Below are 24,519 nucleotides of genomic sequence, written 5' to 3' on the forward strand. Positions count from 1 at the left end.
CGACGGCAGGTTCATTGTCGCACGCGGCGTACCAGCTGAGCGTCGATAAACAGCGAAAAGCCGCCCGTTCGTGATGAACGGGCGGCTTTTTCGTCGAGCAGAGGATCTATTTCAGAGCGCGGTTCACGGCCGAGACCACAGCGCGCAGTGACGCAGTGGTGATCGACGTCGCGATGCCGACGCCCCAGACGGTGGTGGCGACACCGGCAGGCGAGGTGACCGAGGCTTCGACGTAGGCGGCGGCCTGTGCGTCGTCGCCTGCGGACATGGCGTGCTCGGAGTAGTCGAGGACGCTGACGTCGTAGCCGATGGTGGACAGTGCGTCGACGAACGAGGCGAGTGGGCCGTTGCCGGAGCCGGAGATCTCCTGCTCCACGCCGTCGACCTTGACCGTCGCGGTGATCGTGTCGGTGCCGCCGTCGTGCTCGGCCGCGATGACCGACTGCTTGATGCGCTCGAGCGGGCGGATCGGGGTCAGGTACTCCTCGGCGAAGACGTCCCACATCTCCTTGGGCGAGACCTCGCCGCCCTCACCGTCGGTGATGCGCTGGACGGCCTGGGAGAACTCGATCTGGAGTCGACGCGGCAGGTTCAGTCCGTGATCGGACTTCATGATGTACGCGACGCCGCCCTTGCCGGACTGCGAGTTGACGCGAATGACGGCCTCGTAGGTGCGACCGACGTCCTTCGGGTCGACGGGCAGATACGGAACCTGCCAGGTGACGTCCCCGATGTCCGAACCCTGCTCGTCCGCAGTGACTTTCATCGCGTCCAGGCCCTTGTTGATGGCGTCCTGGTGGCTACCGGAGAAGGCGGTGTAGACCAGATCGCCGCCGTAGGGGTGACGCTCGGCGACGGGAAGTTGATTGCAGTACTCCACCGTTCGACGGACCTCGTCGATGTTGGAGAAGTCGATCTGCGGATCGACACCGCGGGTGAACAGGTTCAACCCGAGCGTGACGAGGCAGACGTTGCCGGTGCGCTCGCCGTTACCGAACAGGCAACCCTCGATGCGATCTGCACCCGCCTGGTAGCCGAGTTCGGCTGCGGCAACACCGGTTCCGCGGTCGTTGTGCGGGTGCAGTGACAGCACGATGCTGTCGCGGCGGTCGAGGTTGCGGCTCATCCACTCGATCGAGTCGGCGTAGACGTTGGGCGTCGCCATCTCGACAGTGGCGGGCAGGTTCAGAATCAGCGGCTTGGCGGGAGTCGGATCGATGATCGCGGTGACCGCGTCGCACACCTCTTTGGCGTAGGCGAGTTCGGTGCCGGTGTAGGACTCGGGGGAGTACTCGTAGCGCCAGTCGGTATCGGGGAACTTGGCTGCTTCTTCGAGGACCTTGCGGGCACCGTCGGTAGCGATCTTCTTGATGACGTCACGCTCGGCCCGGAACACCACCCGGCGCTGCAGGATGGACGTCGAGTTGTAGAAGTGCACGATGACGCTGCGGGCGCCCTCGCACGCGACGAAGGTGCGCTCGATCAGCTCGGGACGGCACTGCGTCAGCACCTGGATGGTGACGTCGTCGGGGATCGCGCCGTCCTCGATGATCTCGCGGACGAAATCGAAGTCGGTCTGACTGGCCGACGGGAAGCCGACCTCGATCTGCTTGTAGCCCATGCGGACCAGCAGGTCGAACATCCGGCGCTTGCGGGCCGGGCTCATCGGATCGATCAGCGCCTGGTTGCCGTCGCGCAGATCCACGGCACACCACTGCGGCGTCCGGTCGATGATCTTGTCCGGCCACGTGCGCTCGGGAAGGGTGATGGGCTCCACTTCCTCGGCGAACGGCCGATAACGGAACGTGGGCATCGAGGAGTTCTTCTGGGTGTTCCAGGCGGGCTGGTCGCTGGGAGCGGGCCGCGAGGGCGGGGTGATGGTGCGGGATCCCGAGGTGAATGCGTCGGCTGGTGACATGGTCTTCGTCTCTCCGTACAGATCAGAGCAATGTGTTCGACCGGCGCAACGAACCCCGCGACGGGAAGCCAGTCTGGTCTCAGACCCCGTCGCGGCTGTTAAGAAGGAGAGCTCGCAGCATGGGCCGAGTGTACTACCGCCGACCGACGGCCTACCCCAGGGTTGACGCGTCGAATTCTGTATCACTGGTCGTTCCTGCCGGCTCCACTCCTGACACCCACCGCATCGAGCCGCCGTTGCCAACGTTCGATGTCATCCATTCGTCCGACGTCGGTCATCGTCCAACAGTGCGCGAGGAGTTCGTACCCGAGGCGATCGACCTCGACATGCTGCGACCAGACCCGATGCGTCCACCCTCGATCGTTGTGCGCGGCCTCGGCACCTGCGAGAGCGGACCCGACGAGCTCGAACTGGACGTCGCGCCGCACGGCGAGAGCCGTCGGCGCGGCCACGTCCTCGGTCCGCAGCACCGTCAGCAGATGCGCGCCGAGCGTCAGGACTCGGCCGTCGGACCACAGCAACGTGCGACGAAATGCCCCGGGCAGCAGCAGCCACAGCGCCGCGAATGCGAAAGCTACTCCCACCGTCGTCTCCACGATCCGGTCGACGACGATGTCCTCCAGCACGGACCCCGGATGGGTCAGGGTGCCCATCAGCAGGGCGAGCGGAGTGATGAACGTGACGGCCAACCCGTAGTTGCGTGCCACCGACACCTCGATCGCGAACTGCAGCACCATCAACACCACGATGACGGCCAGACCGGTCAACGGCGAGAGAAAGATGGCCGAGAACAGCGCGACGCCGGCGAGAGTTCCGCCGAGCCGCTGCAGGCCACGGTAGGTGCCGTGCACCCGATCGGGACCCTGTTGCAACACCAGGACGGCACCTAGGATCGCCCAGTCAGGTCGGCTCAGATCCAGCGCGACGCTGACCCCGCCTGCCGCCGCTGCCGCGCAGAACACCCGAACGGCGGTCGACATCGCATGGGAATCACGGTGCAGCGAGCGCCGCAACCGATACCCGACGCTCGGCCTGGCCAGCGGCAGCTGATCGGACACGGAATCAACCGCCCGATCCGGATCGGCCCGCGCAGTGGTCGTCGCCGCAAAGGCCCGATGCGCGTCGAACAATTTCTGAACCAGCACCGGCCTCGATGACAGCCGCACGGCACCCGCGTCGTACACCGCAGCCCAAGCCGCGTGCAGACGCGCGGCCGCAGCATGACGATCGGCGGCAGACGCCGTCGGCGAGCTCGTGTATTTCTCGATGGCACCCACCGCGGCTCCGACGGCCTCGCGCTCCGGTCCTCGCGGATCCCAGAGCACCCCGGACATCGACACCACCAGCGCCGACGCGACGCCGATTGCCGCACAGACCGCTCCGTGAGCGGCGCTGATGCCGGCTCCGGGGATGTACGACGACACCGCGCACACCAACACGAAGAAGAACGCTCCCGGCGGTCCCAGTCGCAGCGCAGCGATGACGTAGACCGAGACGAGAGCGAGGAGCGAGAGCAGGGTCACCGGGATCATCCGCGCCACTCCGGTGCTCCCGAGATCGAGCGACATCTGCCCGGCCGTCGCCCCGAGCCACACCGAGGCCACCAGTGCGCCGCCCGCGGTCAGGACCACCCACCAACGCGAACGATACGGACGGCCCTCGCCGTAGATGACGGCGAAACTGCCCGAAACCACCAGCAGGGCCTCGGTGTGGAACCCGAGAACCCACGCCGCGATCGCGGGGACACCGAACGCCAGAGCCGAGCGCAGTCCACCCGGCCAGCGACGGCCGACGGCGGGGAGCCCGAAGAGCACCCGCAGACCTCGCGGGGGTGGGGGTGGGCGGTGCTCGGGAAGGGTCACCCGACCATGTTAGGACAGGCGTATCCGCAGGCGAGCCACCCTAAAGTCCCAGCTCGGAGCTACCCGGGCCACTGCTCGGGGCATTCGCTCGGTAGGGTTACCCCGGAACAATCGCCCGATTGTCGGCTATCCAGCGGAGGTAAACAGGCGTGGCTCTCATCGTCCAGAAGTACGGTGGATCGTCGGTGGGAACCGCCGAACGTATCCGACGCGTCGCTGAACGAATCGTCGAGACCAAGAAGGCAGGCAACGACGTCGTCGTGGTCGTGTCGGCCATGGGCGACACCACCGACGAACTACTCGACCTGGCCCAGCAGGTGTGCCCGGCCCCGCCGGCCCGCGAGATGGACATGCTGCTCACCTCGGGTGAACGCATCTCCAACGCGCTGGTCGCGATGGCCATCCACTCGCTCGGTGCCGAGGCCCGGTCGTTCACCGGCTCCCAGGCAGGCGTCGTCACCACCAGCGTGCACGGCAACGCCAAGATCATCGACGTCACCCCCGGCCGCGTGCGCAGCGCCCTCGACGAGGGTTCGATCGTGCTCGTCGCCGGATTCCAGGGCGTCAGCCAGGACAGCAAGGACGTCACGACGCTCGGTCGCGGAGGTTCGGACACCACCGCCGTTGCGCTCGCAGCAGCACTGAACGCCGACGTCTGCGAGATCTACACCGACGTCGACGGCATCTTCACCGCCGACCCGCGCATCGTGCCCAACGCCCGGCACCTCGACACCGTCTCGTTCGAGGAGATGCTCGAGATGGCTGCCTGCGGCGCGAAGGTGCTCATGCTGCGCTGCGTCGAATATGCCCGTCGCTACAACGTTCCTGTTCACGTGCGCTCGTCGTACACCACGAAACCCGGAACGATCGTCTCCGGATCTATGGAGGACATTCCAGTGGAAGAAGCAATTCTCACCGGCGTCGCACACGATCGCAGCGAGGCGAAGGTCACCGTCGTCGGCATCCCCGATTCGCCGGGTTACGCGGGCAAGATCTTCCGCGCCGTCGCCGACGCGGAGATCAACATCGACATGGTGCTGCAGAACGTCTCCAAGATCGACACCGGAAAGACCGACATCACCTTCACGTGCCCCAAGTCGGACGGTCCGACGGCCGTGGAGAAGCTGACCAAGCTGCAGTCCGAGATCGGCTTCGCGCAGGTGCTCTACGACGACCACATCGGCAAGGTCTCGCTCGTCGGCGCAGGAATGAAGACCCACCCCGGCGTCACGGCGACTTTCTGCGAGGCGCTGGCCGAGGCAGGCGTCAACATCGACCTCATCAGCACCTCCGAGATCCGTATCTCGGTGCTGGTCAACGACACCGAGCTGGACGAGGCCGTGCGCGTTTTGCACGCCGCCTTCGATCTCGGCGGCGACGAAGAAGCCGTCGTACACGCAGGGACAGGACGATAGAAGATGACCACAGTTGCAGTCGTAGGAGCTACCGGCCAGGTCGGTGCTGTCATGCGAACACTGTTGGAGGAGCGTAACTTTCCCGCCGACACCGTTCGATTCTTCGCCTCCGCCAGGTCGGCGGGCAAGAAGCTGCCGTTCCGCGGCGAGGAGATCGTCGTCGAGGATGCGTCCACCGCGGACCTGACCGGAATCGATATCGCGCTGTTCTCGGCAGGAGCCACGCTCTCCCGTGAGCAGGCACCGCGCTTCGCCGCTGCAGGTGCCACCGTCATCGACAACTCGTCGGCGTTCCGCAAGGACTCGGACGTGCCGTTGGTGGTCAGCGAGGTCAACCCCGAGGCAGCGAAGAACCCGCCGCGCGGCATCATCGCCAACCCCAACTGCACCACCATGGCCGCGATGCCGGTGCTCAAGGTGCTGCACGACGAAGCAGGCCTGCAGCGTCTGATCGTCTCGAGCTACCAGGCCGTCTCCGGTAGCGGACTCGCCGGTGTCGAGGAACTCGCCACCCAGGCGCGCGCCGTCATCGGCGACGTCGAAAAGCTGGTGCACGACGGTTCGTCGGTGGATTTCCCGGCCCCGAACAAGTACGTCGCGCCCATCGCCTTCAACGTCCTGCCGCTGGCCGGCGCGTTGGTGGACGACGGATCCGGCGAAACCGACGAGGACCAGAAGCTGCGCAACGAATCGCGCAAGATCCTCGGCCTGCCCGACCTGCTGGTCAGCGGTACCTGCGTCCGCGTGCCGGTGTTCACCGGCCACTCGCTGTCGATCAACGCCGAGTTCGATCGCCCGCTCTCGGTGGAGCGTGCCCGCGAACTGCTGGCCTCGGCACCGGGTGTCTCGCTGGTCGACGTGCCGACGCCTCTGCAGGCGGCAGGCGCGGACGATTCCTTGGTCGGCCGCATCCGCCAGGACCCGGGTGTTCCCGAGGGCCGCGGATTGGCCCTGTTCGTCTCGGGCGACAACCTGCGTAAGGGCGCGGCGCTCAACACGATTCAGATCGCCGAGCTGCTGGTCTGACCTCGTGCGCGTTGTGCGTCCCCAGGGGTCACGCACAACGCGCACGACGGTCAGTTCAGGCGGTGACCTTCGGCGGAGGCGTCGAAGATGTGCGCGTGCGCGTCGTCGATGCGCACATGGACGCGGTCGCCCTTCTCGGGCGGGCTGCGCCAATCGGCCCGGGCGACGATGGTTTCGGTGCGGCCGTTGATGTCTGCGCGGCCGAACACGAACGCCTCGGAACCGAGTTCCTCGACCACGTCGATCTCCAGAGCGATTCCACTGCTTGCAATCTCGATGTGCTCGGGCCTGATTCCGAACATCACCTCCGTGGCGGACCCGAGAGTCTGCCGCGGTACGGGAATCACCTGATCGGCCAGGCGAACACCGCCGTCGGTGACCGGGGCACGGAACAGATTCATCGACGGTGAGCCCATGAACCCGGCGACGAACGCATTGACCGGCTTCCGGTACAGCTCGCGCGGAGTCGCGCACTGCTGCAGCACACCACCTTTGAGCACCGCGACGCGATCGCCCATCGTCATGGCCTCTACCTGATCGTGAGTGACGTACACCGTCGTCGTCCCGAGCCTGCGCTGCAGCTGCGCGATCTGAGTGCGCGTCTGGACCCGAAGTTTCGCGTCGAGGTTGGACAGTGGCTCGTCCATCAGAAACACCTGGGGCTGACGAACGATGGCGCGCCCCATGGCAACCCGCTGACGTTGGCCGCCCGAGAGGGCCTTGGGCTTGCGGTCGAGGTACGGCTCGAGGTCGAGCAGCTTCGCGGCCTCCTCGACGCGAGTGCGAATGTCCTCCTTGTTCGCCTTCGCCAGCTTCAGCGCGAACCCCATGTTCTCGGCGACGGTCATGTGCGGGTACAGCGCGTAGTTCTGGAACACCATCGCGATGTCGCGATCCTTGGGTTCGGAATGGGTGACGTCCTTGCCGCCGATCAGGATGCGGCCCGAGTTGACCTCTTCGAGGCCCGCGAGCATGCGGAGCGAGGTGGACTTTCCGCAACCGGATGGGCCGACCAGGACGAGAAATTCGCCGTCCTCGATGTGCAGGTCGAGCTCGTTCACCGCGGGAGTGTCGGAGCCCGGAAACAGCCTGGTGGTGCGCTCGAACGAGATTGTTGCCATGACGAAATAGATCCCTCCACCGGCAGGAACGTGCCGGACGATCCGAGTGTGGGGTGACGGCGGGAGCCGACGAGCACATAGTATGGCCCCCATCACAACCAGTAGAGAGGTGGCCGGGTGAGCGGAGCTGTGTCCCGACGAACCGCGCTGCGAGGGCTGGCCGTGGCCGCCGTCGCCGCCGGAGCCGCTGCTCTTCCGGTGGCGTCGACGACGCGTCGAGCACTGGCGGACGACTTCCTCCGCGGCCAGAGCCCCCTGCTGTTCCACTCACCGCCCCTGACGCCGTTCCGGGACGAGCTGCCGAGGTTGCCGCTGATCAGCGGTACGGAAGTGACGTTGGACGCGCACAGTTCCATGCATGCTTTCCACGCCGATCTGCGCCCCGGACCCACCTTTGGATACGGGCAGTGCGACTACCTCGGGCCCACCATCGAATCGCAGCAAGGCCAGCCCTGGACGTTGAAGTACTCCAACACCACCGCAGGCAACCCGCTCGCCGCGGACATCGACACCTCGCTGCACGGCATGAGCGAGATGGACCGCACGATGACGCCGACGTCACTGCACCTGCACGGCAGCATCACCGAACCGGCGAGCGACGGGCACTCCGAGATGCTGGTGCGCCCGGGCGAGTCGATGACGCACAACTTCCCGGGACTCAACGACGCCGCGGGACTCTGGTACCACGACCACGCCATGTCGATGACGCGCATCAACGTCTACGCAGGTCTGCTCGGCATCAACCTGGTCCGAGATCGTTGGGACACCGGCACACCCGACAACGCACTGGGTCTGCCGTCGGGAGAGTTCGAGCTGCCGCTGGTGCTGCAGGAAAAGATCATGAACCCAGACGGCAGCATGAGCATCCGCTCCAACATCACCGTGCCGCAGGGTAAATGGGAAGGCGGCGGCACCGGAGACGTGGGCGTCGTCAACGGCAAGATCTGGCCGACGATGGAAGTGGCACGCGGGATGTATCGGCTGCGCGTGGTCAACGCCGGGTCGTACAGCGTGTGGAACTTGTTCTTCACCAACAGACTTCGCTTCTGGGTCATCGGGAACGACGGTGGATTGCTCGACGCCCCGGTGGAGACCACCAGCATTCGGCTCGCACCTGCCGAGCGCGCCGACATCCTCGTCGACTTCGGTGCCGTGGAGCCGGGCGCACTGATCGAGCTGCTCAACGACGAGCCACCACCTGCTCAGGCGGCATCACTCGGTGCGGTGCCGATGCCACTGTTCTGTCAGTTCCGCGTCGCGTCCGCCGCAGGCTTCCGAGGCGGCATGCCGTCGTTGCTACGCGGTGGAAAGGGTCAGCCGGATGTGTTGCCGCCGTTGCCGACCGCGACCTTCACTCGAACGGTCACCGTGAACCAGCCGTCCGGTGGGCTGAACCTGGACATGACGCTGATGAACCTGAACAACCTGCGGTACTCGGACCCGGATATCGAGATGCCGAAGCAGGGGACCGTGGAGATGTGGAACATCGTCAACACGACGGTCGAGCCCCACCCGATTCACCTGCACCTGGCGCACTTTCGGACGTTGGGCCGTATTCCCATCGACCTCGCCGCCTACCAACGCGACTTCCCCCGGCCCACGTTCGGTACCAGATGGGCTCCGCCCGTGGAGAAGTTCCTCACCGGTCCATCGGTGCCGCCTGCTTCGTGGGAAGCCGGGTGGAAGGACACCGTCAACACCTACCCGGGCACCGTCACACAGATCCTCGTTCGATTCCCGACGGCCGACGAACTCGGGTTCGACCCCGACGCCACCTTCGCCGGTCCGGCCGCGCACCACGGCGGCGAGCACGGTGGCCATGACATGGGTGGAGGCGGCGAGTTGCAGGGGTACATGTGGCACTGCCACATGCTCGACCACGAGGACCACGAAATGATGTTGCGGTACCGCACCGTCGCTCCGTGACGCACGCACCCGAACCTGTCCTGGGCCGGGAGTTGCTTGCGTTCACCGTCCGGTCGGCCCACACTGGCCCTGCCGCGTCAGGCAATCACCGCGCTCGGTCGACCTTTCTGCCCATCGGCTGACTGCGACAACGGAACGGACCTCGCACATGAGCAGCGGAACCACATCCGACCCTTGGGCTCTCACCACCGCCCCCGGCACCTCGGCGTACACCATGTACCGCGATCCCGACCACGAGCCGCCTGCCCTCGTATGCCAGGTGGGGACGACGACCCTGCGCTACCGCATCGAGGCAGTCGAGGACTTGCACGCGTGGCTCACCGAGCAGGCCGAGTGGGTACTGCTCGGTGCCGCGGACGAGAAGAAGTCGGCTGCTCCTGGCACGGTCGAAGCGTGGGGGCGCTCGCCCGACAATCCAGTCGGCGGTTGGTACGGGCTGAGGAACGGATACCGCGGCCGGTTCGGGATGTACCTGCCGCCGCTACTCGAGGAGCTCGGTCTGGCCGAGCTCACCCACAATGCCCGGAACAACAGCATGCGGGCGTTGTAGACGAGTCATCGAGAAACGTGTCGGTGGGTGGGTATAGCTTTCGTGGGGTGAAGACATGGGGGGATGTGTTCGGGCTCGGGGACCAGGAATTGGTCTCCGAGCTGGCCGACGTTGCCTCCCTCGAAAATGTGCTCGCTGCAACGAGATTGACGCTGCTGGCGGAGATGGACCGACGCGGTTTGGCGATGAAGCTCGGGCACTCGTCGGTGACCCGGTGGTACGCGCGATCGGTGCGGATCACCGACGGGTCCGCTGCCCGTCAGATGGAGCTGGGGCAGTGGCTCACCGAGTGGCCGAGCGTGTCGAACGCCCTCGCAGGTGGTGACATCCACGCCGCGCATACCTCGGCGATCGCCGACGGCTACGCCACCGTGGTGGTCGCCGACCCCACCCTCGACGAGCAGCGCCGTGACGCTGTCGTCGCGGAATTGCTCGAGACCGCGATGCGCAGCACCGCCGGGCAGGTCACCTCCCGTGCGCAGGCACTGGCGCATTCGGCGGCGGACGACGCCAGAGCCCGACACGAGAAGGACCGACGCGAGCAACAACAACGAGAGCAGGAAAAGCGGGAGCAGGAGCGTCAAGATCAGGCGGGTCGGAGCGATCATTCAGCGACTTCCACCGGCAGGCTGCCCGATCCGGAACCGCCTGCACCCGAGCCTGTTCCGCCGACTCCTGCACCGCGACCGGTGGCGGAGAACCCGGACCTGAACCGTTTCGATGTCCACCCGCTTGCCGGTGGCCGCTTCCAGATCGGCGGCAACGTCGACCGGTTGCTGGCAGAAAAGCTGCTCACGGTGTTGTCGCCGTTGACTGCCCCGCGCCCGGGTCCCGGTGGTGAACGCGACCCGCGTGGTCCGTCGAAGCGGCGGGCCGATGCGCTCGATCAGATCCTCGACCGGCACCTACACGGCGGCAGCCGGGGATCGTCGGGCGGGTCGCGAGCGTCGGTGCACCTGATCGTCCCGCTGCGGGAGTTGCTCGCTCGCGGCGACAGAGGCCGATCTGCATGCGCACCAACGGGTTCGAGGCCACCCGCGGCCGATGCCACCGCGCAAACCGGTGATACCGACGCTAGTCTGAGTGGTGTTGGCGGCGGTCACGGCGTCCCTGAGAGCAGTGCTGGCGCTGACGGCAGGCACCGCGTCAGCGAGGGGGCTGGTGCTGGTGCCGATGGCACTGCCCGAACCGGTGATGCCGACACGAGTCCCAACGGTGCGGGCGGCGGTCACCGTGTCAGCGGGAGCAGTGCTGGTGCCGGCGACAATTCACGTACCCACGATTCCAGCAGCGATGCCGGGCAGAGGTCTGCGCCCGAGCCGGGCGATGCCGAGTGGCCGTTCCACTTCGACTGGACCGGGCCGATCAGTCGCTCCCTCGCCGAACTTCTCACCTGCGACGCCGACCTGACCCCCGTCATCGTCGACCACCACGGCGTCCCGCTCGCCCTCGGCCGCACCACCCGACTCGCCAGCGACGACCAACGGATCGCTCTGACCATCCGCGACACCTGCTGCGTGATGTGCGGCCGCCCCGCACAGTGGTGCCAAGCCCACCACGTGAAATTCTGGGAACACGGCGGCCACACCGACCTGAACAACCTCGCTCTGGTCTGCGGAGAATGCCACCGCCTCGTCCACCACGGAGACTGGCAACTGTTCATGGGCGACGACGGACACCCCTACGCCATCCCACCCGAATCCATCGACCCCACACGCCAACCCATCCCCAGCTACCACCGCCGAAAACGTCGCGCAGCCTGACCGCGCATCAGTCGCGCCGCCCTAGCCATTTGCCCCTCGGATCCCTGCGCCCATCGGACATGCTTCGGCGCGCGCCTCCCCGTGTGCACGGTGCTGTCGATCAGAACTGACGCGCGCCCGCCTCTCATGCACCAGCGGCTCTCTCGCCCGATCCCTCGCCACCGCCGGGCCGGCTTTCAGCATTCGGTAGCCGCCCAAATGAACTAGGTCGTTGGCGGCACCAGCGGTGGATTATCCGTCGCCTATCCGTCGCGCGGTGGTCGATGGCCGGTGTCTGTGGGGCCTACGAGACTGCGATAGTGCGCCGCGATCTCGCCCGGGGTGGTGAACCAAACGCCGTCACTGTTGTCGGTTATATGCTGCAGCGCCGCGCGGAACCGTCGGAGACGATAGGGCTGTCCGGTGAGGAAGGTGTGCAGCGAGATCGCGAGCACTACGGGTTGGCGGGTCGAGTTCTCCTTCAGCTCGTCGAAGCTGTCGATGATGTTGCGCTCGAACGTTTCTGCGGTCTGGTGATGGTGAACGAACACAGGGAGATCGTTGACCTCGTGCGGGTACGGGATGCTCAGCAATGTGCCGCCCCGGGTCTCGAGCCACACCGGCTGATCGTCGATGGGCCAGTCCAAGGTGTACTCGTAGCCGCGTTCGGCGAGCAGGTCTTCGGTCACGCGGCTGGGGTTGGCACCGGGGCTCATCCAACCCCGAGGTGGGGCTCCTTCGTGACGCTCGATGGCGGTCGTCACCTCGTCGATGGAGCGTCGCTCGGCATCCTCGTCCAGAGCGTTCGGTTGGACGGCGTTCGTTCGTCCGTGCGCGACCACTTCGGCATCGAGGGCGCGGAAGGCGTCGATCAGCTGCGGGGCATGCTCGTACACCTCGGTGTTGACCAGCAAGGCCGGTCGAACTCCGCTCTGCTGCAACGTCTCCGCAATCCGGAACCCGCCCACTCGGTTGCCGTATTCGCGCCAGCCCCAGTTGTAGGTATTGGGCTGATCCATCGCGGGCGTGTAGCCCAGGCCGGGCTTGCCGTCGTCGTAAGGAAAGTGCTCGCAGTTGACCGCGACGTACACCGCGAGGCCCGCCCCACCCGGCCAGTCGAACTGTGGCCGATCGACGATGGGGGAGTAGTCGAAGCGTCCGTGGGAGGCGAGGGGCATGGCAGCGGTATTGCCCGCGGCGAGCCGAGACAAACGGTGGTCACTGGGACTGCGTCACGGCGGCGACGAGGTCCACGATCTGCTGGTCCCGTGGGGCCTGTCGGTCGTCCTGGCGGCAGATCGCCAGCGCAATCGAAGAGGTGAACGAACTTAAAGTCAGGCTGGACTGTTTGTTGTTTTCGCGCTACTGTGCGAAGTGTGACTACCGACACAGGGCTCGACGATGCAGCTCCCACCGAGCGCCGGACGCAGGCCGAACGCACCGCGGGCACTCGGGCGAAGCTGCTCGACGCCGCGATCGATTGCCTGGTCGAACTCGGCTTCGCCAAGACCAGCACCCAGGAGATCGCCCGGCGCGCCGGTGTCTCGCGGGGCGCGCAGCTGCACCACTTCCCGACCAAGGAATCCCTGCTGATCGCGGCCGTCGAGCACCTCGTCGATCGGCGTCTCTCGGAGATCCTCGAAGCCGAACCGGACCCCGAGCGAGGGCCCGAGATCCTCGCCGACGCGTTCTCCGGCCCCCTGTTCCACGCCGCGCTCGAGCTCTGGGTGGCGGCCCGTACCGACGCGGCGCTGCACGAGGCGATGATCCCGCTGGAGCGACGCGTCGCCGAGGCCATTCAGGGCGGCGCCCAGATCGTCATGGGTAGCCGGATGTCCCCCGAGTCCATCGAGCTCAGTGTCGAACTCGCCCGCGGACTGGCTGTCTCGGCGCTGTTCCGTACTCCCGAAGCCGACGCGCAACTGCGCGGGCGGCTCCTTCCCGTCTGGTCCGAAAAGGTGATGGATTCGTGAACGCAACGCTGCCCGCACACTACGCAACACTGCCCGAACAGCTCGACGTACTAGTGGTCGGAGCCGGTTTCGCGGGCCTGGCCGCGGTGTCGAAGATCCTCGCCGACGATCCGAGCGCCGACGTGACGGTGATCGAACGCGCCTCCGACGTCGGTGGCACGTGGCGCGACAACACCTACCCGGGGTGCGCGTGCGACGTGCCGACCTCGCTGTACTCGTTCTCGTTCGCACCGAGCCCCAAGTGGAGTCATACCTTCGCTCGCCAGCCGGAGCTGTTCGACTACCTGCGTTCGGTGGTGGATCGCCTGAATCTGAGCGATCGCATCGTCACGAACTGTGAACTGAATTCCGCGACCTGGGACGAGGGGAGCAAGCGGTGGTCGGTGCAGACGTCGCAGGGGTCCGCGAGCGCCCGGGTGTTGGTCGCCGCCACCGGGGCGCTGTCCACTCCGAAGATCCCGGACGTCCCCGGCATCGACACGTTCACCGGCACCGTGTTCCATTCGGCCACGTGGAATCACGAGCACGACCTGACCGGCGAGCGGGTTGCCGTCATCGGCACCGGGGCGTCGGCGGTGCAGTTCGTCCCCGAGATCGTCGACCGCGCCGAGCGGCTCACCGTCTTCCAGCGCACCCCCGCATGGGTGATTCCGCGCCTCGACCGCACCATCGGCCGCCTCGAGCGCACACTCTACGAGCGAATCCCGTTGGCGCACCGAGCGGTTCGTGGTGTCATCTACGGCTATCGCGAGGCCTACGTGACCGTGTTGGCGGATAACCCGTGGCTGCTGCCCGCCGTGAAGGTGTTCGCGAAGTCGAATCTGAAGCGTCAGGTCAAGAATCCCGTGACGCGTGCGGCTCTGACTCCCGACTACGCACCCGGCTGCAAGAGGCTTCTGCTGTCCAACGATTGGCTGCCGACGCTCGACCGGCCGGACGTCGATCTCGTGACGTCGGGGCTGACGTCGGTGACCGAGAACGGCGTCGTCGACGCCTCGGGCCGCAACCACGAGGTGGACACCATCATTTTCGCGACGGGGTTCACCCCCACCGAGCCTCCGGTGTCGCATCTGTTGCGCGGCAACGACGGTCGGACGCTGGCGGAACACTGGGGCGGTAGTCCGCAGGCGCATCTCGGGACCACCGTCGCCGGCTTCCCGAACCTGTTCCTGATGTACGGCCCCAACACCAACCTCGGGCACAGTTCCATCGTCTACATGCTCGAGTCGCAGGCCAACTACGTGGTCTCCGCGCTGAACGAAATGAAGGATCGCAGGATCGCGGCCGTCGAGGTCAACGAATCCGCTCAGCGGCAGCACAATTCGTGGGTCGATTCCGCGCTCGACGGCACCGTCTGGAATGCCGGCGGCTGCTCGAGCTGGTACCTCGACTCCAACGGTCGCAACTCCACGATGTGGCCCACCTACACATTCCGGTTCCGCAACAAGACGCGCGAGTTCGACGTGTCGAACTATCGGCTCGTCTCCGACGCTCTCGACTCAGACAACGAGGTGGTATCCGCATGAGCGACTACGACGTATTGATCATCGGCTCCGGTTTCGGCGGCAGTGTCGCCGCGTTGCGGGCAGTCGAGAAGGGCTACCGGGTGGCGGTTCTCGAGTCCGGCCGCCGATTCGAGGACGACGAGCTGCCGAAGACCAGCTGGCGTCTGCGCAAGTACCTGTGGGCTCCGGCGCTGGGTTGCTATGGGGTGCAGCGTATTCACCTGCTGCCCGATGTGCTGGTGATGGCGGGAGCCGGCGTTGGAGGAGGTTCGCTGAACTACGCGAACACGCTGTACCAACCCCCGGCCAAGTTCTTCGAGGACCCGCAGTGGGGTTCGATCACCGATTGGCAGCGCGAGCTGAATCCGTACTACGACCAGGCCCGCCGGATGCTCGGCGTGGAGACCAACCCGACCATCACCGCCTCGGACAAGGTGATGAAAGAGGTGGCCGAGGACATGGGTGTGGGGGACACGTTCACCTCGACCCCGGTGGGCGTCTACTTCGGCGATCGCGGCAAGACTGCACCCGACCCGTTCTTCGGTGGTGCCGGGCCCGAACGCACCGGCTGCACCGAATGCGGAGCGTGCATGACCGGCTGCCGCGTCGGTGCGAAGAACACACTCGTCAAGAACTACCTGTACCTCGCCGAACACGCAGGCGCGCATGTTCTTCCGCTGACCACAGTCGTGGACGTGCGCCCGAACGGCGGTGGCTACGACGTGGTGACGCGTCGGACCGGTGGAAAGCTGCGTCGCAAGGAGAAGACGATCACCGCGGATCAGGTGATCTTCTCGGCCGGCACCTACGGCACCCAGAAGCTGATGCTGGCGGCCAAGGAGAAGGGCTCGCTGCCGCGCCTCTCGGAACGCATCGGTTCGCTCGTGCGCACCAACTCCGAGGCCGTGCTCGCGGCGACCGCCCGCGGCCGTGAGGTCGACTACCACGAAGGCGTGGCGATCACGTCGTCGTTCCATCCGGACGATCACACGCACATCGAGCCGGTGCGATACGGCAAGGGCAGCAACGCCATCGGCCTGCTGCAGACCGTGCTCAGCGACGGCGGCGGCAAGATGCCGCGCGTACTCAAGACACTCGGCGTCGCACTGCGTCACCCCGGCGCTGCGGTACGGAGCCTGTCGGTGCATCGTTGGTCGGAGCGAACCGTCATCGCGCTGGTGATGCAGACCGACGACAACTCGCTCGAGCTCGGATCGAAGAAGGGACCGTTCGGGCGCCGCCTCACCAGCAGGCCCGGCGCAGGTGATCCACCACCGCAGTGGATTCCGCAGGGACACGAGGCCATTCGCCTGCTCGCGGACAAGATCGGCGGTGACCCGGGCGGATCGATCGCCGAGATCGTCAACATTCCGATGACCGCGCACTTCCTCGGTGGCTGCGCGATCGGCGACTCGCCGCAGACCGGCGTGATCGACGGGTACCAGCGGGTCTACGGCTACGAGGGACTGCACGTGCTCGACGGTTCTGCCGTCAGCGCCAACCTCGGTGTCAATCCGTCCCTGACGATCACGGCCCAGGCCGAGCGTGCAATGGCGTTGTGGCCCAACAAGGGTGAGCCCGATCGGCGACCTGCGGTGGGCACGGAGTATCAGGAGATCACACCCACTCAGCCCGTGCATCCGGTTGTGCCGGTGTCGGCCCCGGGTGCCCTGCGGCTCCCCCTGACCGTCGTGGGGAGGGATTCCTGATGTGGAGTGTCACCGAATCCGAGACCGAGCGCACCGACTGGCCGGTCAGTCCGGCAGCGCCGTGGCCGGCGAACGTACGCGCCACGATCTGGTGGCATCGGGCCCGGTCGTCGGATTTCGCACCGAGCGGTGCCAAGACGCTGCCGATCACGATGTGCATGGTCGTCGACTACACCACGTCGCCGGTCGGTCCGTACCGCGAGATCCTGGCGAGCCCGGCGCTGCGCCGGGACGTCGGACGCGTTCCTCGCATGGCGGTGCCGTTCATCGCCGTCGATTCCGCGACGTCGGTGCACGGCGGCCGGACCAACTGGCACCTGCCCAAGGTGCTGGCCGAATTCGAGGGCGACGTGCTGGGCGAGGCCGGGGCGAGTGGCGACGAATGGTCGGTGCGGACGACGTCCCGCCCCGTGGGACCGCAGTTCCCGATGCTCGGCTCCCTCGGTTTCGCGCAGCCGGTGTCCGGCGGCTCGGCCATCGCCACCGCAAGTCTGAAGGGCAGAGCCAGGGTGGCCCGCGTCGAGGTGGACGCGAAAGGCCCGACGCTCAGTCGCTGGATGCCGTCGGGCACGTATTTCGGGTTGCAGATCGTGTCGGGTTCGATGCGGACGGGTGAAGCGCGCCTGGTCGGATAGACGAGATCCGTTTTTCTTGACTTAGTCCAGATTAGGGGCATACTGGAGTACATGCAGCTCACCGAACGCGTCGACCCCGCAGCGCAGTTGCGCTCGGTCGGTCTCCGCGTCACCGGACCCCGAGTTGCAGTCCTGAATGCGGTCACAGCCCGACCGCATTCGGACGCCGACGACATCGCTGCCGCCGTCCGTGCGGACGGTGGTTCGGTGTCGACTCAAGCCGTCTACGACGTGCTCAGGGCCTGCGTCGATGCAGGTCTGCTACGTCGCATCGAACCTGCCGGTTCGGCCGCGCTGTACGAGAGCAGGACGGCGGACAACCACCATCACCTCGTGTGCCGAGAGTGCCACGGCGTAGTCGACGTCGACTGTGTCGTCGGTGCTCCGCCGTGTCTCGTCCCCGAGAACACCCATGGATTTGTCGTCGACGAAGCCGAGATCGTCTTCTGGGGTTTGTGCGGCGACTGCACGAGGCATTCCGTCTGACACTGCGGTCCAGCGTACGGCCGCTCGGTTTCACAGATCTTTCGAAGAACAGCCCTCTTCGGATTCGATTCAGCCCTTCAGGAGGCTTCGTATGACCAAGCCGATCACCAACAAACCGACCACGAGCAACTCGGGAATCCCCGTCCCCAGCGACGATCAGTCGCTGACCGCAGGAACGCAGGGACCGATTCTTCTGCACGACCACTACCTCATCGAGAAGATGGCGCAGTTCAACCGTGAGCGGGTCCCGGAGCGCGTCGTGCACGCCAAGGGCGCAGGCGCGTTCGGTGAACTCGAGATCACCGGAGACATCAGCAAGTACACCAAGGCGAAGGCGTTGCAGCCCGGTGCCAAGACCGAGATGCTGGCGCGCTTCTCCACCGTCGCGGGCGAGCAGGGCAGCCCCGATACCTGGCGTGACCCGCGTGGCTTCTCGCTGAAGTTCTACACCGAGGAAGGCAACTGGGACCTCGTCGGCAACAACACCCCGATCTTCTTCGTCAAGGACCCGATCAAGTTCCAGGACTTCATCCGCAGCCAGAAGCGCATGCCCGACTCCGGTCTGCGCGACAACAACATGCAGTGGGACTTCTGGACCCTCTCGCCCGAGTCGGCACACCAGGTGACCTGGCTCATGGGTGACCGCGGTATCCCCAAGTCGTTCCGCCACATGGACGGATTCGGTTCGCACACCTACCAGCTCATCGCCGAGGACGGCACGAAGACCTGGGTCAAGTTCCACTTCAAGACCGACCAGGGCATCGACTTCCTGACGCAGGACAAGGCGGACGAGGTTGCCGGTACGTCTCCCGACCACCACCGTCAGGACCTCTTCGGATCCATCAAGAACGGTGACTTCCCCAGCTGGACGCTGAAGGTCCAGCTCATGCCGTACGACGAGGCCGAGAACTACAAGTACAACCCGTTCGACCTCACCAAGGTCTGGTCGCAGAAGGACTACCCGTTGATCGAGGTCGGCAAGATGACCTTGAACCGCAACCCGGAGAACTTCTTCGCGCAGATCGAGCAGAGCTCGTTCGAGCCGTCCAACACCGTGCCCGGCATCGGCTTCAGCCCCGACAAGATGCTGCTCGGACGCGTCTTCTCCTACGCCGACGCGCACCGGTACCGCATCGGAGCGAACTACGCGCAGCTGCCGGTCAACGCCCCGAAGTCCGAGGTCAACTCGTACTCCAAGGACGGCAACATGCGGTACTCGTTCAACTCCCCGGAGACGCCCGTCTACGCGCCGAACTCGTTCGGCGGCCCGTCGGCGGACACGAACAAGTACGGCGACGACGGCGCGTGGGACTTCGAGCCCCGTTTCGTGCGCACCGGATACATCGAGCACCCCGAGGACGGTGACTTCGTACAAGCAGGAGCCCTGGTCCGCGAGGTCATGGACGACGCGCAGCGCGAGCGTCTCGTCGGGAACATCGTCGGACACGTGCTCAACGGCGTCAGCGAGCCCGTCCTGAGCCGGGTGTTCGAGTACTGGACCAACGTCGATGCAGAGCTCGGCAAGAAGGTCGAGGAAGGTGTTCGGTCACAGCAGGACGAGACCGCACCGACCACGGGTGCAGGCGCGATCGACGATCCTTCCGACGAGGCCGCGAAGGTCTGATCCGATCGATCCTGGGATCGGCGTCACAGCGATGATGGCGTCGATCCGGAACAACGCGTGGCCACATGCCGTTGTGTAGTACAGACGAAAGAACAATAATGGTGTGCGATGCATACCGTCGTCCAACGGCAGGGAGGCCACATCATGACGAACCCCATCACCAGCACCCTCGACGCAGGTCAGCAGAAGATCGCCGGCGATGCGCTTCAGGGAACCGTGGTCGATCTCATCGACCTCTCGCTCATCGCCAAGCAGGCGCACTGGAACGTGATCGGCAAGAACTTCCGGTCGGTGCACCTCGAGCTCGACGAGTTGGTCACGGCCGCACGTGAATTCACCGATCAGGCAGCCGAGCGCGCCACCGCTATCGGGGTCAGCCCCGACGGCCGCGCAGCCACCGTCTCCTCGACGGCAGGCACCAAGGGCTTCGGTGCCGGATGGACTCAGGACAGCGAGGTCGTGCCTGCCGTCGTCGACAACCTCGCCGCGGTCGTCGAGCGTCTTCGCGGACGCATCGCCGACACCGGCGAAGCCGATCCGGTGACCCAGGACCTGCTCATCGGCATCACAGCGCGACTTGAGCAGTTGCACTGGATGTGGCAAGCCCAGGCCAGCTGACCTTTCTTCACTTCGACAGGCCCCTCGCGCACAGCGGGGGGCCTGTTGTTTGCCTGCACCACCCCCGGGTATCCGATGCTCATGCCTGTTACCGAGCCGAAAGTCGACGCAGTTCTGCTCGACATCGACGGCACCCTCGTCGATTCCAATTACGTGCACGTCGACGCCTGGTCGCGGGCCTTCCGTGATGCCGGCCGCGAAGTGCCTTCCTGGCGCATTCACCGCTGCATCGGGATGGACGGCTCCAAGTTGCTAGAGACGCTCGTAGGATCGTCGGACAGCGCGCTGGCCGGCGAGGCGAAGAAGCTGCACGGCGAGTACTACGCGGCCGCTTCGGTGGATCTCGAAGTGCTCCCGGGTGCCCGTGAATTGTTGGCGGAGTTGAACTCTCGTGGAGTCACCGTGGTGCTGGCCACCTCGGCTCCCGAAAGCGAGCTGTCGACGTTGCGCGACCTGCTCGACGTCGAGGATTCCGTCGCGGTGGTGACGAGCGGTGAGGATGCCGAGGTCGCCAAGCCGGAGCCCGACATCATCGCGGTTGCCCTCGAACGGTCCGGCGTCGGCGCCGACGACGCCGTCATGGTCGGCGACAGTGTCTGGGATGTCGAGTCGGCCGGTCGCGCGGGCGTACGCGCCATCGGTGTACGCAGTGGCGGTATCTCGCGTGGTGAGTTGCTCGACGCAGGCGCGGCAGCGGTGTTCGACGACCCGGCGGATCTGCTGGAACACGTCGAGACCAGCCCGATCTTTGCTGGAAAGGTAAGTGCTTGAACGAGTTCCGTAAGCCGTGCCCCAGGGTCGACGGTTACGTCCCCATCGAGAGTTACGGAGCCATCGGCGACGGCCGAACTGTGGCGATGATCGCCGACGACGGCCGGATCGACTGGTTTCCGGTGCCCAACCTCGACTCGCCGCCGCCGTTCGCGGCGTTGCTCGACGCCGGGAACGGCGGATACATCGAACTGATGCCGCTGGCAGAGTTCACCGTCCGGCGTGAATTCGTCCCCGGGACAAACGTTCTGAGTACTACGTTCCGCACCGACACCGGCTCCGTTCGGATCACCGACTCGTTGAACACCGGGGTCGCCGGGCGTCTTCCGTGGGTGGAGTTGGCCCGCCGCGTCGAGGGGCTCGCCGGCACCGTCGAGTTGTCATGGTCCGTGGCACCGGGCACGATGCTCGGCATCGCGTCGCCGTGGGCGTACGACACCGAGCACGGCACCGTCCTGCGGGTCGACGGATTGACCTTGGCGGTGCGGACTCTGGGCATCGAGAACGTGCGCGTGGCGGACCGCGACATCGGTGGGGTGGTCTCCACGCAACCGGGCTCGCGGCACGTGCTGGGCGTCGTGGGGACGGAGAACGAGCCGCTGCCGTTGCCCGATCCGCAACACCTCGACGAGGGTATCGACCGGACCATCGACAACTGGCGCGTCTGGTCCGACGAGTTCTCGTACGAGGGTCCGTGGGCGGAGCATGTGGCTCGCAGCGCGCTGGCGCTGAAACTGTTGCTGCACAGCCCGTCCGGTGCCATTGCCGCCGCCGCGACGACCTCCCTGCCCGAGAACCGGACCGGTGGCAAGAACTGGGACTACCGCTACGCGTGGGTGCGCGACGCCGCGTACACCATCCGTGCGTTGCAACGGTTCGGCCTTCGTGAGGAGATCCATGCTGCGGTGGCGTGGTTGCTGAAGGTGATCCGTGCCAACGACCCGTTGGTCAACGTCTTCTACACCCTCGGCGGTGAATTGCCCGGTGGCACGGATCAACCCGACGTTCCCGGCTGGCGAGGCATCGGGCCGGTGGTCAACGGCAACGCTGCGGCGGATCAGCTGCAGTTGATGATCTTCGGCGACCTGTTCTCGATCATCCGGCAGTACGTCGACGCCGGGAACATCCTGGACGCGCAGACCGGTCGACTGTTGGCCACCATCGCCGACGAGGCCTGTGATTCGTGGCAGCGCAAGGACGCCGGCATCTGGGAGCTCGAGGACGAACAGCACTACACCAGCTCCAAATTGGGCTGTTGGCAGGCGCTCGACTGCGCGGTGCACCTCGCCGAGGCGGGGGAGATCCCGGGCATACCGGATCGATGGAAGGCCGAGAAGGAACGCATCCGGCACTACATCGAAACCGAGTGTTGGTCGGACGAGCGGCAGGCCTACCTCGCGTACCCGGGTGCCGATGGGCTCGACGCATCCGTGCTGTTGGCCGCCGAGATGGATTTCGATCGTGGAGAACGTCTTTCGTCCACGATCGATGCGCTCGGCGAAGAACTCGGTGCCGGACCGCTGATGTACCGCTACAGCGGGGTATCGAAGGAAGAGGTGACCTTCGTCGCCTGCGCGTTCTGGCGGGTGTCGGCGCTGTCCTGCGTAGGCCGAGACGACGAAGCCACCGCCCTGATGGACCAGTTGGTGGAGCTGTCCAACGACGTCGGGCTGTACAGCGAAATGATCAATGCTTCGGATGGATCGTTTCTGGGTAACTTCCCGCAGGGCTTGAGCCACCTGGCCCTGGTGAATGCGGCGCTGACCATCGCGCGCTCGCACGACGCCACAGCCTGACATCAACCTCTAACGCAAAGTGGGATCGTATGGATCTGGGAATCGACGGTAGAACCGCGCTGGTGACCGGGGCAGACTCCGGTATCGGCTGGCACACCGCGAAAATGCTGTTGGCCGAGGGTGTTCGGGTCGTCATCAGCGACAAGGATCAGAGCTCCCTCGACGACGCTGCAGCGCAACTCGCAGCACCGGAGGGGCAATTGTTCGCATTCGCTGCGGACGTGACCGACACCGAGGCCGTCGAGAATCTGGCCGCACGCACGCAGCAGGCCGTGGGCGACATCGACATTCTCGTCCAGTCCTCGGGGGTGACGGGTGCCCAGGGCCTGTTCCACGAGATCGACGAGGAAGGGTGGCGTTCCACCCTCGACATCGACCTGATGGGACCGGTTCGGCTGCTGCGGGCATTTCTTCCTGCACTTCGACGCGGCGGCTGGGGGCGCATCGTGTTGCTTACCTCCGAGGACGCGGTGCAGCCGTACGACGACGAATTGCCTTACTGCTCGGCCAAAGCGGGCGTTCTGGCTCTCGCCAAGGGACTCTCGCGCAGTTATGCGTCGGAGGGATTGCTGGTCAATGCAGTCTCTCCCGCTTTCATCCACACCCCGATGACCGACGCGATGATGGACAAGCGCGCCGAGGAGAAGGGCACCGACCGCGACGGTGCCATCGAGAGCTTCCTCGACGAGGAGCGTCCGTACATGGAGCTGGGACGTCGGGGTGAGCCCGAGGAGGTCGCCGCGGTGATCACGTTCCTGTGTTCGGATCGCGCGTCCTTCGTCAACGGATCGAACTACCGAGTCGACGCCGGTTCTGTCGCAACAATTTAGGAGAACAGCATGACCAATTTCGGATACACGTTGATGACCGAGCAGAGCGGCCCGAAAGAGTTGGTGAAGTACGCCGTCGGAGCCGAGAAGGTCGGCTTCGACTTCGAGGTCAGCAGCGACCACTACTCACCGTGGCTCTCGTCCATGGGTCACTCGCCCTACGCCTGGACGACGCTGGGCGCGGTGGCTCAGGCCACCGAACGCGTCGAGCTGATGACGTACGTGACGTGCCCGATCATCCGGTACCACCCGGCCGTCGTCGCACAGAAGGCCGCCACGCTGCAGATTCTGGCCGACGGACGCTTCACCCTCGGCCTCGGCAGCGGGGAGAACCTCAACGAGCACGTGGTCGGTGAGGGCTGGCCGTCCATCGACAAGCGGCAGGACATGTTCGTCGAGGCGCTCGAGATCATCAGGGCACTGCACGCCGGTGGCTTGGTCACCTACGAGGGCAAGCACTTTCGCGTCGATTCCGCGCGGATCTGGGATCTGCCCGAGGGCGGTGTGCCGATCGGTATCGCCGCCGGCGGCGAGAAGGCCGTCGCTCGGTTCGCGGAGTACGGCGATCACCTCATCGCCACCGAGCCGGACGCCGATCTCGTCAAGGCATGGTCGGACAACCACGAGGGCCCGGCGCGGTCCATCGGCCAGATCCCCATCTCCTGGGATCCGGACAAGGACGCGGCCATCGATCGCGCACACGATCGCTTCCGTTGGTTCGCCGGCGGCTGGGCCGTCAACGCCGATCTGCCGACGACGGCCGGCTTCGCCGGAGCGACCAAGTTCGTGCGGAAAGAGGATGTGGCCGACACGATCCCGTGCGGACCGGACCTGGACGCGATCGTCGAGGCCGTGAAGCCGTACTGGGAGGCCGGTTACACCGACATCGCACTTGTGCAGGTGGGCGACGAAACCCAGGAACGTTTCCTCGCCGAGGCCGCAGGACCGCTGTTGGAGAAACTGCGCGCTGCGTCCAGCTGACTCGACGTTTCACGAGGCCCCGATCGAGAGC

At 65.8% G+C, this 24,519-nt stretch carries 21 protein-coding genes; 17 read left to right on the forward strand and 4 right to left on the reverse strand.

Going from position 1 to position 24,519, the window contains the following annotated elements:
- Positions 1-106: 106 nt before the first annotated feature.
- Positions 107-1,918 carry a 2-isopropylmalate synthase gene (gene leuA / locus CH295_RS12265; protein ID WP_094740843.1) on the reverse strand — a complete coding sequence of 604 codons (1,812 nt, stop codon included), beginning with the start codon at positions 1,916-1,918 and terminating at the stop codon, positions 107-109.
- 182 nt (positions 1,919-2,100) lie between these two features.
- Positions 2,101-3,780, reverse strand: coding sequence for an FUSC family protein (locus tag CH295_RS12270; protein WP_141217011.1), 1,680 nt, complete (start codon positions 3,778-3,780; stop codon positions 2,101-2,103).
- A 149-nt stretch (positions 3,781-3,929) separates the two neighbouring features.
- Between CH295_RS12270 and CH295_RS12275 the strand changes: the two genes are divergently transcribed.
- Positions 3,930-5,195 carry an aspartate kinase gene (locus tag CH295_RS12275; RefSeq protein ID WP_037187823.1) on the forward strand — a complete coding sequence of 422 codons (1,266 nt, stop codon included), beginning with the start codon at positions 3,930-3,932 and terminating at the stop codon, positions 5,193-5,195.
- A 3-nt stretch (positions 5,196-5,198) separates the two neighbouring features.
- Positions 5,199-6,221: an aspartate-semialdehyde dehydrogenase gene (locus CH295_RS12280; RefSeq protein WP_037187825.1), complete on the forward strand. Its 1,023-nt coding sequence runs from the start codon at positions 5,199-5,201 to the stop codon at positions 6,219-6,221.
- A gap of 50 nt (positions 6,222-6,271) precedes the next feature.
- Here CH295_RS12280 and CH295_RS12285 read toward each other — a convergent pair whose 3' ends face one another.
- A complete protein-coding gene (locus CH295_RS12285; protein WP_094740845.1) occupies positions 6,272-7,342 on the reverse strand; it encodes an ABC transporter ATP-binding protein in 1,071 nt (356 codons plus the stop codon).
- A gap of 117 nt (positions 7,343-7,459) precedes the next feature.
- Between CH295_RS12285 and CH295_RS12290 the strand changes: the two genes are divergently transcribed.
- The 3 genes from CH295_RS12290 to CH295_RS28235 all read left to right on the forward strand — a co-directional run bounded on the left by CH295_RS12290 (position 7,460) and on the right by CH295_RS28235 (position 11,581).
- Entirely contained in the window at positions 7,460-9,268 is a 1,809-nt protein-coding gene (locus tag CH295_RS12290; RefSeq protein WP_094740846.1) for a multicopper oxidase family protein, read from the forward strand.
- 148 nt (positions 9,269-9,416) lie between these two features.
- Positions 9,417-9,818: a DUF6855 family protein gene (locus CH295_RS12295; RefSeq protein ID WP_094740847.1), complete on the forward strand. Its 402-nt coding sequence runs from the start codon at positions 9,417-9,419 to the stop codon at positions 9,816-9,818.
- A gap of 47 nt (positions 9,819-9,865) precedes the next feature.
- On the forward strand, positions 9,866-11,581 hold the full coding sequence (locus CH295_RS28235) for an HNH endonuclease signature motif containing protein (protein ID WP_252342016.1): 1,716 nt from the start codon (positions 9,866-9,868) through the stop codon (positions 11,579-11,581).
- 242 nt (positions 11,582-11,823) lie between these two features.
- On the opposite strand, the gene CH295_RS12310 is transcribed toward CH295_RS28235, so the two are convergent.
- Positions 11,824-12,738 (reverse strand): polysaccharide deacetylase family protein, encoded by a 915-nt coding sequence (locus tag CH295_RS12310; RefSeq protein ID WP_094740848.1) that lies wholly within the window; start codon positions 12,736-12,738, stop codon positions 11,824-11,826.
- Between CH295_RS12310 and CH295_RS27770 the strand changes: the two genes are divergently transcribed.
- The 12 genes from CH295_RS27770 to CH295_RS12365 all read left to right on the forward strand — a co-directional run bounded on the left by CH295_RS27770 (position 12,737) and on the right by CH295_RS12365 (position 24,488).
- Positions 12,737-12,892 carry a hypothetical protein gene (locus CH295_RS27770; RefSeq protein WP_170945877.1) on the forward strand — a complete coding sequence of 52 codons (156 nt, stop codon included), beginning with the start codon at positions 12,737-12,739 and terminating at the stop codon, positions 12,890-12,892. The genes CH295_RS12310 and CH295_RS27770 overlap by 2 nt on opposite strands.
- Before the next feature lie 35 nt (positions 12,893-12,927).
- On the forward strand, positions 12,928-13,533 hold the full coding sequence (locus tag CH295_RS12315) for a TetR/AcrR family transcriptional regulator (RefSeq protein ID WP_502694489.1): 606 nt from the start codon (positions 12,928-12,930) through the stop codon (positions 13,531-13,533).
- Positions 13,530-15,059 (forward strand): flavin-containing monooxygenase, encoded by a 1,530-nt coding sequence (locus CH295_RS12320; RefSeq protein WP_252342017.1) that lies wholly within the window; start codon positions 13,530-13,532, stop codon positions 15,057-15,059. The genes CH295_RS12315 and CH295_RS12320 overlap by 4 nt, the downstream gene beginning before the upstream one ends.
- A complete protein-coding gene (locus tag CH295_RS12325) occupies positions 15,056-16,747 on the forward strand; it encodes a GMC oxidoreductase (protein WP_094740850.1) in 1,692 nt (563 codons plus the stop codon). Before CH295_RS12320 ends, CH295_RS12325 begins: the two co-directional genes overlap by 4 nt.
- Complete coding sequence (locus CH295_RS12330) at positions 16,747-17,382, forward strand: acetoacetate decarboxylase family protein (protein ID WP_094740851.1); 636 nt, start codon at positions 16,747-16,749, stop codon at positions 17,380-17,382. Before CH295_RS12325 ends, CH295_RS12330 begins: the two co-directional genes overlap by 1 nt.
- Positions 17,383-17,433: 51 nt before the next feature.
- Positions 17,434-17,868, forward strand: coding sequence for a Fur family transcriptional regulator (locus CH295_RS12335; RefSeq protein ID WP_094740852.1), 435 nt, complete (start codon positions 17,434-17,436; stop codon positions 17,866-17,868).
- 91 nt (positions 17,869-17,959) lie between these two features.
- On the forward strand, positions 17,960-19,492 hold the full coding sequence (locus tag CH295_RS12340; RefSeq protein ID WP_371828413.1) for a catalase: 1,533 nt from the start codon (positions 17,960-17,962) through the stop codon (positions 19,490-19,492).
- Positions 19,493-19,636: 144 nt separating this feature from the next.
- Positions 19,637-20,110, forward strand: a complete 474-nt coding sequence (locus CH295_RS12345; protein ID WP_037188889.1) for a Dps family protein — start codon at positions 19,637-19,639, stop codon at positions 20,108-20,110.
- 75 nt (positions 20,111-20,185) lie between these two features.
- Positions 20,186-20,881: an HAD family hydrolase gene (locus CH295_RS12350; RefSeq protein WP_502694490.1), complete on the forward strand. Its 696-nt coding sequence runs from the start codon at positions 20,186-20,188 to the stop codon at positions 20,879-20,881.
- Positions 20,878-22,677 carry a glycoside hydrolase family 15 protein gene (locus CH295_RS12355; RefSeq protein ID WP_094740853.1) on the forward strand — a complete coding sequence of 600 codons (1,800 nt, stop codon included), beginning with the start codon at positions 20,878-20,880 and terminating at the stop codon, positions 22,675-22,677. The genes CH295_RS12350 and CH295_RS12355 overlap by 4 nt, the downstream gene beginning before the upstream one ends.
- A 29-nt stretch (positions 22,678-22,706) precedes the next feature.
- On the forward strand, positions 22,707-23,507 hold the full coding sequence (locus CH295_RS12360) for an SDR family NAD(P)-dependent oxidoreductase (protein WP_094740854.1): 801 nt from the start codon (positions 22,707-22,709) through the stop codon (positions 23,505-23,507).
- A gap of 9 nt (positions 23,508-23,516) precedes the next feature.
- On the forward strand, positions 23,517-24,488 hold the full coding sequence (locus CH295_RS12365; RefSeq protein WP_027494506.1) for an LLM class F420-dependent oxidoreductase: 972 nt from the start codon (positions 23,517-23,519) through the stop codon (positions 24,486-24,488).
- Positions 24,489-24,519: the final 31 nt, after the last annotated feature.

This window comes from Rhodococcus sp. 14-2483-1-2 (assembly GCF_002259405.1).
Classification (GTDB): domain Bacteria; phylum Actinomycetota; class Actinomycetes; order Mycobacteriales; family Mycobacteriaceae; genus Rhodococcoides.